This window comes from Gammaproteobacteria bacterium, assembly GCA_029862005.1.
In the GTDB taxonomy this organism is placed as follows: domain Bacteria; phylum Pseudomonadota; class Gammaproteobacteria.
This window is the reverse complement of the sequence record JAOTYD010000009.1, coordinates 89,161-103,586: the sequence shown is the minus strand read 5'-3', so window position 1 is coordinate 103,586 and position 14,426 is coordinate 89,161. Positions and strand designations below refer to the sequence as shown.

Sequence of the window (14,426 nt, the reverse complement as noted above, 5' to 3'; positions counted from 1 at the left end):
CTGAAATGTTCGATTTGCAGCGGTCAGGCAAAGTGCCCCAAATCGGAAGCAAAGCCAGATTGCTGTCCTATACTCCCGCTTATGCGCGCTTTGATAATAGAGAACAATGCGATTTACCGCGATATGTTAACCCGTACTTTCGCTGAGCAGGGATTTGAAAGTGACACTGGCAACAGTGTCGAGTCCGCGCGCATATTTGCCGATACCGAGCAATACGACATCATCTGCGTCAACCAGCGGCTTAAAGACGGGGCCGGTGAAGTGTTTGTCGATTACTGTAATACCCATGAACGCCTGAAAGATACCCCGCTACTGTTATTGACCGAGAAGGACGGCCTGGTGGCAGAGGAGTTAAACGTCAGGGTGGACGGCGTAATCCACGAGCTCAATGAAAGCCAGATCGAAGACCAGATTGTCCGCTTTATAGAGCAGCAGCTGGACCCGTTATTTTACGAGGGTCGCATACTGTTCGTCGAAGACGATGACGAGGTTGCGATGGATATCCTTGGGCAATTGAAAAAAACCGGTTACCGAGTTTCTTATTTCAAATCTGCCGAAGAAGCGAGTGCGGAATTCGACGCGGTCACGGTCTATGGTTCGCACGCCGACGCCTACGACCTGGTCATAACCAAGATAATTTTCAAAACCGGGATTCAAGGTGATGAATTGGTCGCCCGGATACGTTCCTACGAGGATGGCCGCGGGTTTATCCCCATACTTGCGATACCCGACCAGAATAACGATCAGCGACGCATTGCGCTTTACCGGGCCGGGGTCAATGATTTTCTGCCAAAACCAATACTGCATGAAGAATTGCTGGTTCGTATCGGCAACCTGATTATCAATAAGCGTCTGCTCGATAAGGTTCACGACATACGCCGGGAATTATTCTCGCTCGCAACAACTGACAAGCTCACAGGATGTCAGAACCGTCATAGCCTGATGGATTATTCCAGCAAGTTCGTCTCTCAGGCACGTCGGCACGAGTACCCGATCAGTTTGCTGGTGGTTGATCTTGATCATTTTAAAGCAGTCAATGATAACCATGGGCATGCTGTCGGTGACCTGGTGCTTGAACTGACCGGTGAGCTGCTTAATAAAAGCTTTCGAGAAAGCGATATGGTCGCGCGTTACGGTGGCGAAGAATTCGTAGTGCTGATGAATTATTGCGAGCGGGAAAACGCACGCGCCAAGGCAGAGAGTCTTCGACTCGATATCGAAAAATTAAAACCGAATGGCCTCGAGCTTACCACCAGTATTGGTGTCACTACGCTCGAACCGGGTGCGACGGGGGACTTTGAAGCCATGTTTCACGCCGGGGACCAGGGCGTGTATAAGGCCAAGGAGAATGGTCGCAACCAGGTTGTTTTTGTTGCCGTCGACTAGCCTGGTTTATGCGCCAGGATCACTGCTCGCCGGGGTGCCGGTAATCCTTCCACGGTTAGTGTCGGATCGTCCTTACTCAGGCTTTGCGCCAGTGATTCGAACTGCATCCAATCGGTGACTCGCTGTTCCTGGATGCTGGTCACTGATTCATCGACAACCCGGACATGGGTAAACCCACAGCGTTCCAGCCACAGTTTCAACTCGGCCGATGACGGTATGAACCAGACGTTTCGCATGCGTGCATAACGATCCGGCGGCAGTAATACCCTGCCCTCGCTGCCTTCAATGACGAGGGTTTCCAGGCAAAGCTCACCGCCGTCAACAAGGAAATTTTTGAGTTGATAAAGATGATCGAGCGGGCTTCTGCGGTGGTACAACACCCCCATCGAAAATACGGTATCAAAACAGTTTAAATCTTTTGGCAATTGTTCCACGCCGATTGGCAGCAGACCGATATCCGACCGTTTCAGGTATTTCTGCAGCGCCTGAAACTGGAAATTGAACAAAACCGAGGGTTCGATCCCGACTACGACTTCAGGCGAATGTGCGAGCATGCGCCAGCAGTGATAACCATTGCCACAGCCGATATCAAGAATTCGCCGGCTTTCGAGTGATGACAGGTGTGGCAGGATCCGGTCCCACTTAAAGTCGGAGCGCCATTCAGTATCGATGAAAACATCGTTGATACGGTAGGGCCCCTTGCGCCATGGCATTAAACCCTGGAACGCCTGGCGCAGTGCTGCCGGGTCGACGCAATTTCCCGTCACGGTGACCGCTGGCAGATTGAAAGTTCCCCCGATATTGGTCATTTCGGGCATGGTATCGAGGGCACTCGACCAGCGCGCATAATCGCCGTGATTTACCAGCCAGCTACCGGCCTCTGCTTCGAGTTGTTGTGCCCAGTCATTGAGGCCATGACGGCGGAAATAGTCGAACAGGACTTGCCAGTTCACTTTTTGATTGCCAGAAACGAAATGAAGTTAAAACTTCTGAAGCACTGGTAGATTTCATAGAAGCCTACGGCTTCGAGTCGCTGCAGGTGATCAGAATCGCTGTCGGGAATCAACACTTTCTCAAGCGCGTTGCGTTTCTGGCTAATTTCCAGGTCGCTGTAACCCATGGATTTTTTAAAGCCCTGGTAAAACTGGACCATGCGCTCGTTTTCGGCCTCGTTTGCAAACACGACCTTTTCAGACAGCACCAGGGCGCCCCCGGGATTCAGTCCTTCAAAAATTCGCTCCAACAGCTCGAGCCGTTCTTCAGGGGGCAGGAATTGCAACGTCAGGTTCAACACGACCAGCGAGGCATTGGCAATCACGGTTTGCCTGATATCTTCGCATCGCCATTCGATGTTTTCGGGTAGCGATTCGTGTTGCCTGCATTTGGCGATCATCGCGGCTGAATTATCAACCGCAACAATTTGACATTTGCCTGCCTGAGGCTGATCGGCGATCACCAGGCTTGCCTCGCCGAGGGAACATCCCAGGTCATAAATCCGGCTACCCGGCTGGATAAAAAGATTGGTGTAAAGGCCAATCATGCGATGTAACAAGTCATAGCCGGGTACCGACCGCGAAATCATGTCCTGAAACACGTTGGCCACGGTTTCGTTGAACTCGAAAGGCTTGACCTGACTTAAACGACGGGAAAATACCCGGTCTTTATCCGTTTCACGGCTCACAGCAGCAATCCTGCGAGCTTGCCGTCGAGGTAGACCTGTGCGATTGCAGAGCGCTCCCAGGGTGGTACACGGTGCTTCTGAAACAGGCGCTTAAGCCGGTGACGATCGCTGTTCTGTTGTCCTTTATCGCGAAACCTGAGCGTTAACGCCTGTCCCTTATCGACAAGCTCTAACTGTTCGAAAATTTCCTGGCGCTGGAATTGCAGTCCCAGCCGCTCAATTTCGATTTCGGGTTTCAATTCAAATTCGAATTCCCCTGTCGCACACCGGGTGCTGTCTTCACGAACCAGGAAAAGACGCCGATCGTAAAGCCTGATGGCGTAATCGGGCATGGCAATCTCCGGCATTGTTCCGGGCTTCGCATGCAGCTGGTTCATCAATTCCTGCAGGCGCGCCTGCGGCAGGCTCGGTAGCCCGGCGCCGGCTATCCAGTAACGCACCAGATTTTTGCGACGAGCAGGCGATAGTTGCAAAAGCCCGGCAACATCGAGCGTCGCAAATCCGCCTGAGGCCGGTGCTTGCAGAATGGTATAATCAAGCCCGGCAATTTCATCCAGTAATTCCTGCGTCTCCGACTGTATTTCACTCGCCATAGACAGCGCGTCCTGGAAATGCGGCCAGCGTGTCTTGATCACAGGTATGACCTGGTTGCGTAAATAATTGCGATCGAACCGATTGGTCTGGTTGCTGGGATCATTGAACCAGGGAATTTCATGATGCGCGGCATATTCTTCCAGCCGCTCACGGCTGAACTGCAACAGTGGTCGCAACAACAGCGTATCGCCCAATATGCGCTGCCTTGCTATACCACGCAGTCCCGCACTTCCCGATCCACGCAGTGCATTCAACAGGAATGTCTCTGCCTGGTCATCAGCATGATGCGCGGTCACAATACAGTCACCCGCATCGGTATGCTGCCTGAACAAATCATAACGTTGCCGGCGGGCTTCGGCTTCAATATTGCTATCGATACTGTCCAGGTCGAGTTGGTCTATTCTGATTTCAAGGCCGTAGCGCTTTGCCTGTTCAATACAGAATGCCTCCATCCTGGGGGCGACTTCGAGCAACCCGTGATTAAAATGCCAGGGAATAACCTGGAAATCCCGGGATTCCGAAACCAGTAAATGGAGTAATACCGACGAGTCGAGGCCCCCGCTAAAAGCGATGAACACCCTGTTGACATGATCGGGAATCAGGTCCAGACATGAATGCATGAGACTGGCAGAATACTAAAAGCCGTTATCCTATCAGGCTTCCCGATAGCGGCCAAAAGCGATGAGCTTCTGGTAACGTTGATCGAGCAACTTATCGATCGGAATTGAATCGAGCAGATCGAGCGTTTCGATCAGGTTCTGCTTTAACGAGGTGGCTACTTCGTCATAGTCACGATGCGCCCCCCCGAGGGGTTCCGCAATAATGTTGTCGATCAGGTTAAGAGATAGCAGCCGCTCCGCGGTGATTCCCATGGCTTCCGCAGCCTGTGCGGCCTTGTCTGCACTCTTCCACAGAATCGAGGCACAGCCCTCGGGTGATATCACCGAGTAGGTAGCGTACTGCAACATATTGATACGATCACCAATACAAATTGCCAACGCGCCACCCGAACCTCCCTCGCCTATTACTGTGCAAACAATCGGTGCTCTCAAGTGGGCCAACGCGAACAGATTCCTGGCGATAGCTTCGCTCTGCCCTCTCTCTTCGGCACCGATGCCAGGATAAGCCCCGGGCGTATCCACCAGGGTTAACAGCGGCATCTTGAACTTTTCTGCCATTTTCATCAGGCGCAATGCCTTGCGATAACCCTCCGGCCGGGGCATGCCAAAGTTACGCTTGATTTTTTCCTTGGTATCGCGTCCTTTCTGCTGTCCTATCACCATGACCGGCTTGCCCTCGAGTCGCCCTATTCCACCCACCATGGGATAATCATCGGCAAAGGTGCGATCACCATGAAGGTACTCAAAGTCGGTAAAGATGCGTTCGATATAGTCGATAGAGTAAGGGCGATTCGGATGTCGCGACAGTTGCGAGATCTGCCAGGCTGTGAGCTTGCCAAATATCGTGCTGGTTAGAGATTCAGCCTTGCGTTCGAGCGTCTGGATTTCCTGGCTGATGTTAATTTCCGAATCGTCGGTGACATAGCGCAGCTCTGAAATCTTTGCCTGAAGCTCAGCAATCGGTTGTTCAAAATCTAGAAAGTTTGGATCCATCTAAGACTGTCATTTAATCAGGACTGAACCTAGTGTAACGATTCGATAAATCGATGTCATCCATGCAGTTTCACGCAAATCCGGAAATCGATTCGGAAATCAGGCCTAGCGCATGAGCCGGTTCCTGATGTTGGGTGATAGGCCTGCCAATAACGAGGTAGCTTGCCCCGCTTGCGAGTGCCTGTTGAGGCGTCATAATCCGTTGCTGATCATCTGCGGCGGCCCATTCGGGTCGAATACCGGGCGTTACCAGCAACACGGCATCGCCCAGACTCTTGCGCAAGGCTGCCGCTTCCTGGGCCGAACACACGACACCATCGAGGCCACTGTCAATTGCATTTCTGGCAAGCTGAGTGACCATTTGCGGCACTGGCTTTTCAATTCCCAATGCCTCTAAATCAGACGAGCTGGAACTGGTTAATATGGTAACCGCGATCAGGAAAGGACGACGTGGAACAACCTCAATACCCTCGCGTGCAGCCTGCATCATGGTAACGCCCCCCAGGGCATGGACGTTGAGCATCCAGACCCCCAACTTTGCCGCCGCGCTGGTCGCTTTTTTTACCGTGCTGGGGATATCGTGATATTTCAAATCGAGAAAAACGTCGAAACCGATATCGATCAATGATTCGACCAGGGCTGGGCCCGAACTGGTAAATAGCTCCTTGCCCACCTTTAGCCGACACTGATCGGGGGTAACTTTTTTGGCGAATTCGATGGCCTGATCGTGGCTGGCAAAATCGAGTGCAACAATAATTTTCGGATCTTTCATAGCTTGATCGGCTTCATCGAATCCCAGTTTCGGCAGCTCGGACACAGCCACTGTATGGCGTGACTCTCGTAGCCGCAACGCGAGCAGTTATACTCGTTCTTCTTCTTCTGCAGGGATTTGAGGAAGCTCGACAGGGTTTCCCAGGTTTCACCCAGCTGATCGGGGTTTGACTTTAGAAAGCGCAACGCGAATTCAAATGCTTCAAAAGAAGGTGACTGATTTAGTATGTCCGATAAAAACTCGCGGGCTTTTTCGATTTCGTCGTGACGTGCGTAATTTTCAAGCAGCGCCATCGCGAGACGGGTAGACGGATGCTTTTTGTATTGCTTTTGCAGAAACTCCCGGTAAACCCGGTCCTCTTTTTGTCTATAAATAAGCCTTGCCGGCTCGATGTACAATCCCATGTACTCAGGACTCTGCCGGACCAGTCGCTTAAAAATTCCCTTGGCGGCCGTCAAGTTATCCGTTTTTAAATGCAAGTCGATCAATAACAGGGCTGCCCGCACACAATTAGCATCGACTTCAAGCGCACGATCAAGATGCTTGCGCGCCAGGCGATGATTGCCGGTTTTAATCGCATCCTGCGCAATTTCGCACAGGCACTGACTGTAAATCAGGCTGGCCTCCGGCTCACCATTTTTATGCAGGACTTGCGCGCACTCCGCGGCCTCCCCCCAGGATTTCTCGGTTATATACAAATCCAGTAATCGTCGATAGGCCAGGTTGGGTTCGGCATTCAGCTCGATCATTTCGCGGTACAGCTTTTCGGCACGGTCCAGCAACCCGGCCTTGAGATAGTCACTGGCCAGTTCGGCGATTGCCATGTGGCGTTGCTTGCGGGTGAGATTGGGCCGGGCCAGTAAATTCTGGTGCACCTTTATTGCCCGGTCGACTTGTCCTTTTGAACGAAAAAGGTTGCCCAGGGATATATGGATTTCAATCGTATCTTTATTAACTTCGATCAGGTCGGTGAAGATTTTGATTGCGTTATCCGGGTCATCGGCAAGCAGGTAGTTCAGACCCCTGGCATAACGTTCAGAAAAGAAATCAGGACCGGGCTTGTTATTTCTGTTTTTAAACGGTTGCCAGCGACCCAGTATCCAGCCGATTAGAATCGCAGCGAGGACTAGCAGAAAAAGCCAGATATCCATAAATTGTTAACCGGCTTGAGATGGGTTAAATAATGCCTGTCGTTAGTTGTTGGCGCGATCACGCAACTCTTTGCCGGGTTTGAAGTGCGGTACGTATTTACCGGGCAAGTCTACCTTGTCACCAGATTTCGGATTACGCCCGATTCTGGGGGGTCGGTAATGCAAGCTGAAACTTCCGAAACCCCTGATTTCGATGCGTTCACCGTTGGATAACGCACTGCTCATCATTTCGATCAGACTTTTTACCGCTAACTCCACATCCTTGTATGCCAGATGCCCCTGATTTTTCGATAAATTATCGATCAGGTCCGATTTCGTCATCGAGGGTACAAATTCTGTATCTTTCATCTCATGGTCCGATAATCTAGTTGGATGGCGGGTTTACACCCGCCTCCTAATTGTAAATCAGGAATCCATTTTTTCCTTAAGTAAATCACCAAAACTGGTAGTGGTTCCTTTGACATCACTGCTCGCGGCATAATCTTTCAAAGCTTCCTGCTCTTCATCGGTATCCTTGGCCTTGATCGAAAGGTAGATACTGCGTCCCTTGCGGTCCATCCCGGTAATCTTGGCTTCGATCTGATCACCTTCATTTAGAAATGAACGTGCATCTTCAACACGATCTTTCGCCATTTCGGAAGCCCTTATCAGTCCTTCAATTCCGTCCCCAAGATCAACAACCGCGGCCTTTGCATCAACCGAAATTACGGTACCGGATACAATACTACCCTTCGGTCTTTCCGCGATAAAGTTCGCAAACGGATCTTTTTCGATCTGCTTGATTCCCAACGAGATTCGCTCACGCTCGGGATCAATGGACAATACCATGGCTTCGACTTCCTGTCCCTTCTGGTATTCGCGTACCGCCTCTTCGCCCGGTTTATTCCAGGACAAATCGGTTAGATGGATCAAGCCATCTATATTGCCTTCAAGTCCGATAAAAATACCGAAATCAGTGATCGACTTGATCTTTCCGGAGATGATATCACCCTTGTTGCAAGTTGCGCCAAATTCCTCCCAGGGATTGGGCTTGCACTGTTTCATACCGAGCGATATCCGGCGGCGTTCTTCGTCGATTTCGAGAATCACAACTTCGACTTCATCGCCGAGGTTGACCACCTTGTTGGGATTAACATTCTTGTTGGTCCAGTCCATTTCAGAAACGTGCACGAGACCCTCTACCCCGTCTTCGATTTCAACGAAGCAGCCATAATCAGTGATATTACTGACATGCCCGAACAGGCGTTGGCCTTCCGGGTAACGGCGCATGAGGTTCTCCCAGGGATCATCACCCATTTGCTTGAGGCCGAGTGAAACGCGGTTCTTGTCACGGTCAAACTTGAGTACAACAACATCGATTTCCTGGCCAATTTCTACCACTTCAGATGGATGCTTGACGCGTTTCCACGCCATATCGGTAATGTGCAGCAAACCGTCGATACCACCGAGATCGAGAAAGGCACCGTAATCGGTCAGATTCTTGACAATGCCACGCACGCGCTCGCCTTCCTTCAGCGTACCCAGCAGTTTTTCGCGCTCTTCGCTGAATTCCTTCTCCACCACCGCACGGCGAGATACCACCACATTGTTACGCTTTTGATCGAGCTTGATGATCTTGAATTCAAGTTCCTTTTCCTCAAGATAGGCAGTATCACGGACCGGGCGAACATCTACCAGTGAGCCCGGCAGAAAGGCACGGATTTCCCCGATGTCTACCGTGAAACCGCCTTTAACCTTGCCGGTGAATCGGCCGGTAACGATTTCGTCATTTTGCTGGGCCTGTTCAAGTCGTGTCCAGGCGCGTGCGCGCTTGGCTTTCTCGCGTGACAGGCGTGATTCGCCGTAGCCGTCTTCGAATGAATCGAGTGAAACCTCGACGGTATCGCCAATCTTGACGTCAAGTTCACCGTTTTCATCGTAAAATTGTTCGACCGGGATAACGCCTTCGGACTTGAGGCCCGCGTTAACAATGACAACGTCGCGATTGATATCGACGACTTCGCCGGTAATGATTTCACCCACACGCATATTCATTTGGGTGATGCTTTGCTCAAACATTTCTGCAAAGTTTTCAGTCATGGAAAAATCCTAATAAAGAGTCGTTCGACAGCTAACCTGGATACAATCAGCCGTCTCGTTTAGTTAAAAAAACCCTGAAGACAGTGCGTCTGCAGGGGCCTGGTTCTCCTACTTTAGCTGTTTTCTCTTATGTGACTCAGGACCAGTTCGGTAACCTGTGTCAGGTCGAGTAAACTCGAATCCACGACTAAAGCATCTTCTGCGGGCCTGAGCGGTGAGGTGCTGCGACTCTGGTCGCGTTCGTCGCGTTCGGCTATGTCCGCTTGAAGCTGCGGGATATTAGCGGATAAACCCATATTTATCAACTGCTTATATCGTCTCTGCGCACGAATTTCGATACTTGCGTTTAAAAAGAACTTAAATCTGGCCTCCGGGAACACCACCGTTCCCATATCCCGCCCGTCTGCGACCAGGCCCGGAGGCCTGAAAAAGGAGCGTTGCAGATCCAGTAAGCTGCGGCGGACTCCCGCGTGGCGGGCTACCCTGGAAGCCGCCTCGCCCATCGTTTCCTGGCGCAGTTCGGCCGCAACATCCTGACCATCCAGGAACGGGACTGGTAGTTCATCACCCGGTTCGAAGTCGATGTTAAAATCATCGAGTACCGCGATTACATCGTTTTCCTGGTCCAGGTCCACATCTTGCTGAATCGATTTCAAGGCCAGCAAACGGTAAATTGCGCCGCTATCGAGCAAATGAAAGTTCAGTTCGCGCGCTACCTGGAGGGCAAGTGATCCTTTCCCTGATCCACTGGGGCCGTCTATGGCTACCACAAAGGCGTCGTCATCACTCATGGATACTGACTCTAATCCCTGCTTCCCGCGCTAAATTAACAAATCCGGGAAACGAGGTATCCACGTTGGCGCAATCGTCGATCCGGATATCATCCGTGGCACGCAGGGATGCGACGCTAAACGCCATTGCAATACGATGGTCACCATGGGAATCAACCTCGCCACCTGTAATTTCGCCACCCTGAATAATAATTCCGTCAGCTTGCACCTGTGCATTAATACCCATCGCGACAAGACCATCGGCCATTACCTGTATACGGTCACTCTCCTTGACGCGCAGCTCTTCGGCTCCGCTTAAACGGGTTGTACCGTCTGCACAGGCCGCGGCAATAAACAGCACCGGAAATTCGTCGATTGCCAACGGCACCAGGTGTAATGGTATATCGATTCCTTTGAGTTCGGCATAACCCACCCTGATATCGGCTACTGGCTCGCCGCTAATGACCCGCGGATTTAACAAATCGATTTCGGCACCCATCAACTTGAGTATTTCGATAACCCCGGTTCGGGTTGGATTGACGCCGACATGTTGAAGTGTAATTTCACTATTTTCGGCAATCGAGGCTGCGACCATGAAAAATGCGGCTGAAGAAATGTCGGCAGGAATTTCCAGATCGCAAGCTGATAACGATTGGTTACCCTGAATGCTGATCCCCGAATCGTCCCTGTGCACGTCGCAGCCGAAACCGCACAGCATTCGCTCGCTATGATCTCGTGTGGGAGCCGGTTCACGCACAACAGTGGTACCTTGCGCGTAGAGACCGGCGAGCAGCAGGCATGACTTGACCTGTGCCGAGGCCACCGGCATATCGTACTCGATCGCCTTCAGCGCGTTAGTTCCTCTGATCTGCAACGGTGCACGATTGCCGGGCTCACTCTCGATGATTGCGCCCATTAGCTGCAGTGGTTCGATGACTCGTCCCATTGGCCTTGAAGAAAGCGATCTGTCGCCGATCAGCCGCGAATCGAAATCCTGGCCGGCAAGTAATCCCAGCAGCAGTCGCATTGCAGTCCCGGAATTACCCATGTCGAGATCAGTATCCGGTTTTCTGAGGCCGTGCAACCCTGTACCGACAACCCGAACCTGGTCTTGATCGCGTTCAATCTTGACACCCAGTTGCTCGAACGCCCTGATAGTATTAAGGCTGTCTTCGCCCTGTAAAAATCCCGAAATATGGCTGCTGCCCTCGGCGATGGAGGACAGGATAATTGATCGATGGGACATCGATTTATCACCCGGTACACGGATATTTCCGCTGAGGTTGCCCCCGGGCCGGCAAACGAATCGGGTCATCAACAGTTTCCGATCAATGAATCGCGCTCGGACTTGGCTTTTCCGAACAATTTCAGTAATTCTTCGGCATCCCCGGCGCTAATGGCTGCTGCGACCCGGTCCAGTTCCTGCTGGTATTGCTGGATCAGGCCAACCAGCGCGTCACCGTTAGCAATGCAGACATCACGCCACATAACTGGATCACTGGAGGCTATGCGTGTGAAGTCACGAAATCCCCCGGCGGCGAATCGGAATATCTCGTCGTGATCGTTTAAACCGGATAGGTAATGCACGAGGGCATAGGCCAGCATATGCGGTAAATGCGAAGTCGCCGCGAGCACCTTGTCGTGATGTTCGACGTTCAGGAACTCGATAATGGCACCGCATTCAAGCCACATTGCCTCGATCGCGGCAATAGCATCGGGGTCCGTTTGTTGCCCCGGCGTCAAAATAACGCGACGATTCTGATACAGACTGGCAAATCCGGCCTCGACTCCACTTTTCTCGGTACCGGCGATCGGGTGACCGGGTACAAAGCGGGGAAATAATTCCCCTAGCTCGGCAGCCGCCGCGGTCACCACCGAGCCCTTGGCGCTACCGACATCGGTAATAACGGCCGTACTTTTAAGCGCGGATTTGAGCTCGGCAAATACCGGTTGCATTGCACCCAGGGGCACCGCGACAACGACAATGTCGGCGTCGCGCACGCTGGCCTCGATCGACGATTCATAGCGATCGATGACCCCGAGCTCAAGACCTTTTTCCAGGTTGCTCCGGTTACGGCCATAACCAATTACCTGCCCGACGGCACCGGCCTGTTTTAATGCCAGCGACAGCGAACCGCCGATGAGCCCGGTCCCGATAATCGCGAGTTTATCGATCACAGGATATCGTCCAGTGCGCTGAACAGCTGTTCAAGCTGGGATTTGGTACCAACGCTGATACGCAGAAAATCCGGCATTTCATAATTTGCAATCGGCCTGACGATAACACCACGCTGCAGTAACGCCTGGTAGACCTGGTCACTGTTGTCGCCAAATCGCAGGCTTAAAAAATTACCGGCCGAGGGAATGTAATCGATTTCCCGGTTATCAAACCAGTTGCGCATGAGCTTTAAACCCTGAGCATTGGCACGCCGACTTTCATCGACAAAGGAATCGTCATCCAGCGCAGTACGGGCAGCAGCTAAGGCCAGCGTGTTGCCATTGAAAGGCTGCCTGACGCGGTTGAATAAATCACAGAGTTCGGGACTCGATATCGAGTAGCCGATTCGCAGTCCCGCGATCCCGTAAATCTTGGAAAAAGTGCGAGTTACGATGAGGTTCGGATAACGGTCCAGCCACTGTATCGAATCGGGGTATTCTTCCAGTTCAACATACTCGAAATAGGCTTCGTCGACGACGATCGCAATATGATCCGGAACCTGCTCGATAAATGTTTCAAGTTCATTGCGCTTAAGCCAGGTGCCGGTCGGATTGTTCGGATTAGCGATAAATATAAGCCTGGTGTCGTCTCCTATCAGCGCCAGCATCGCATCGAGATCATGTCCGTAAGGCTGGTTCGAGTCGGGAGCACGAGCAACAGCGACGCTTGCGCGCGCACCACAAGCCTGGGTGACCATCGCATAAACCATGAAGGCATACTTTGAATAGATGGCCTCGGTCTCGCTATTGAGAAAGCTGCGTGCAATCAGGTCGAGAACATCGTTGGATCCGTTACCGATGGTGATCTGGTTTTCTTCGACACCGAGTTTTTGCGCGAGCCTCTGCTTCAGGTAAAAAGCATTTGCGTCCGGGTAAAGCTCCAGGTGATCGCTCGCACGGGCCAAAACATCCCGCACCCGCGGCGAACATCCCAACGGATTTTCATTCGAGGCGAGTTTTATGGCGCTGGCGATACCGAGTTCGCGTTCCAGCTCCTCGACCGGCTTGCCGGGTAAATAAGGGTGCAATCGCCTGATTTGCACCAGCGCAGAATCAATTACAGACATCAGAGAGAGGCTTTCGGATAGGAGCCCAGTATTTTAAACAACGCGGCCTGTTGCTGCAGCTCATTTAAGGCTTCGATAACGTTTTGATCTTCCTGGTGGCCATCGATATCAATAAAGAAGACGTATGCCCACTTGTGCCCCTGTGCCGGGCGGGACTCAATCTTGTTCATGCTGATGCCGTGATCAGCGAGCGGTTGCAGCAATCCCAGCAGGGCCCCGGGTACATTCTTGGTTGATATTAACAGCGAGGTCTTGTCGTTACCACTGGGGCCGACATCCTGGGCACCGATGATGACGAAACGCGTGGTATTGTCAGACAGGTCTTCTATGTTTTCGAAGCAGATCTTCAAACCGAAGATCTCGACGGCCGGAAGACCGCAAATGGCCCCGGCGTCTGCCTCGATACTGGCCAGGCGGGCTGCTTCTGCATTGCTGCTGACCGGGATGCGTTCGATTGCAGGGAAATTCTGATCAAGCCAGCGGCGACACTGCGCGAACGACTGTTGATGCGAGTAAATCCGCTTGATCTGCGATACATTCTGCGAACCGGACGCCAGGTGATGATGGACTCTAATTTCGACCTCGCCACAGATCTTGAGCTTCGAATCCATGAACATATCGAGCGTGTGGCTGATCACACCCTCGGTCGAATTTTCCACCGGCACGAGGCCATAGTTGGCATGCCCCGACTCGATCGAGTTAAACACGTCGGGAATGCTACTCATCGCTACCGTCGACACGGAATGTCCGAAGTGTTTAAGTGCCGCGCTCTGCGTGAACGTACCTTCGGGCCCCAGGTAGGCGATTTTCAGCGGTTGTTCCAGAGCAAGGCAGGCTGACATGATCTCCCGTATCAATCGGCCGACCTCGTCGTCACTGAGTGGTCCCTGGTTTAAGGATTTGAGACGATTGATCACCTGGGCTTCACGATCGGGTCGGAAGAAATCGACGCCTTCGTCAATCGCTTCGCTTAGTTCACGTTTGACGGCAGCGACATCCACCGCGCAGCTTGCGCGTTCGTTGATTAATTCAAGCAGCCGCTCGTCGATTGCATCGATGCGCTTGCGTAACTCTTCCAGCGTGGCATCACTCATGA

At 52.1% G+C, this 14,426-nt stretch carries 14 protein-coding genes; 1 reads left to right on the top strand and 13 read right to left on the bottom strand.

Annotated elements, in window-relative coordinates; all coding sequences use genetic code 11:
- The first annotated feature begins 81 nt into the window (after positions 1–81).
- Positions 82–1,386 carry a diguanylate cyclase gene (locus OES20_08420; protein MDH3634718.1) on the top strand — a complete coding sequence of 435 codons (1,305 nt, stop codon included), beginning with the start codon at positions 82–84 and terminating at the stop codon, positions 1,384–1,386.
- Here the strand turns inward: OES20_08420 and cmoB are convergent.
- The 13 genes from cmoB to pheA all read right to left on the bottom strand — a co-directional run bounded on the left by cmoB (position 1,383) and on the right by pheA (position 14,424).
- Positions 1,383–2,339 (bottom strand): tRNA 5-methoxyuridine(34)/uridine 5-oxyacetic acid(34) synthase CmoB, encoded by a 957-nt coding sequence (gene cmoB, locus OES20_08415; protein ID MDH3634717.1) that lies wholly within the window; start codon positions 2,337–2,339, stop codon positions 1,383–1,385. The genes OES20_08420 and cmoB overlap by 4 nt on opposite strands.
- Positions 2,336–3,067 carry a carboxy-S-adenosyl-L-methionine synthase CmoA gene (gene cmoA, locus OES20_08410; protein MDH3634716.1) on the bottom strand — a complete coding sequence of 244 codons (732 nt, stop codon included), beginning with the start codon at positions 3,065–3,067 and terminating at the stop codon, positions 2,336–2,338. The genes cmoB and cmoA overlap by 4 nt, the downstream gene beginning before the upstream one ends.
- Positions 3,064–4,281: a tRNA lysidine(34) synthetase TilS gene (gene tilS, locus OES20_08405; protein ID MDH3634715.1), complete on the bottom strand. Its 1,218-nt coding sequence runs from the start codon at positions 4,279–4,281 to the stop codon at positions 3,064–3,066. Before tilS ends, cmoA begins: the two co-directional genes overlap by 4 nt.
- A gap of 33 nt (positions 4,282–4,314) precedes the next feature.
- Positions 4,315–5,274, bottom strand: a complete 960-nt coding sequence (locus OES20_08400) for an acetyl-CoA carboxylase carboxyltransferase subunit alpha (GenBank protein ID MDH3634714.1) — start codon at positions 5,272–5,274, stop codon at positions 4,315–4,317.
- 70 nt (positions 5,275–5,344) lie between these two features.
- Positions 5,345–6,046: an orotidine-5'-phosphate decarboxylase gene (gene pyrF, locus OES20_08395; protein ID MDH3634713.1), complete on the bottom strand. Its 702-nt coding sequence runs from the start codon at positions 6,044–6,046 to the stop codon at positions 5,345–5,347.
- Positions 6,043–7,197: a lipopolysaccharide assembly protein LapB gene (lapB, locus tag OES20_08390; GenBank protein MDH3634712.1), complete on the bottom strand. Its 1,155-nt coding sequence runs from the start codon at positions 7,195–7,197 to the stop codon at positions 6,043–6,045. Before lapB ends, pyrF begins: the two co-directional genes overlap by 4 nt.
- A 42-nt stretch (positions 7,198–7,239) precedes the next feature.
- A complete protein-coding gene (locus tag OES20_08385; GenBank protein ID MDH3634711.1) occupies positions 7,240–7,518 on the bottom strand; it encodes an integration host factor subunit beta in 279 nt (92 codons plus the stop codon).
- A gap of 84 nt (positions 7,519–7,602) precedes the next feature.
- On the bottom strand, positions 7,603–9,276 hold the full coding sequence (gene rpsA, locus OES20_08380) for a 30S ribosomal protein S1 (protein ID MDH3634710.1): 1,674 nt from the start codon (positions 9,274–9,276) through the stop codon (positions 7,603–7,605).
- A gap of 113 nt (positions 9,277–9,389) precedes the next feature.
- Positions 9,390–10,067, bottom strand: a complete 678-nt coding sequence (gene cmk / locus OES20_08375) for a (d)CMP kinase (GenBank protein ID MDH3634709.1) — start codon at positions 10,065–10,067, stop codon at positions 9,390–9,392.
- Complete coding sequence (aroA, locus tag OES20_08370; GenBank protein ID MDH3634708.1) at positions 10,060–11,292, bottom strand: 3-phosphoshikimate 1-carboxyvinyltransferase; 1,233 nt, start codon at positions 11,290–11,292, stop codon at positions 10,060–10,062. Before aroA ends, cmk begins: the two co-directional genes overlap by 8 nt.
- Before the next feature lie 68 nt (positions 11,293–11,360).
- Positions 11,361–12,224, bottom strand: a complete 864-nt coding sequence (locus tag OES20_08365) for a prephenate dehydrogenase/arogenate dehydrogenase family protein (protein ID MDH3634707.1) — start codon at positions 12,222–12,224, stop codon at positions 11,361–11,363.
- Positions 12,221–13,330, bottom strand: a complete 1,110-nt coding sequence (hisC, locus tag OES20_08360) for a histidinol-phosphate transaminase (GenBank protein ID MDH3634706.1) — start codon at positions 13,328–13,330, stop codon at positions 12,221–12,223. The genes OES20_08365 and hisC overlap by 4 nt, the downstream gene beginning before the upstream one ends.
- Entirely contained in the window at positions 13,330–14,424 is a 1,095-nt protein-coding gene (pheA, locus tag OES20_08355) for a prephenate dehydratase (protein ID MDH3634705.1), read from the bottom strand. Before pheA ends, hisC begins: the two co-directional genes overlap by 1 nt.
- Positions 14,425–14,426 lie beyond the last annotated feature (2 nt).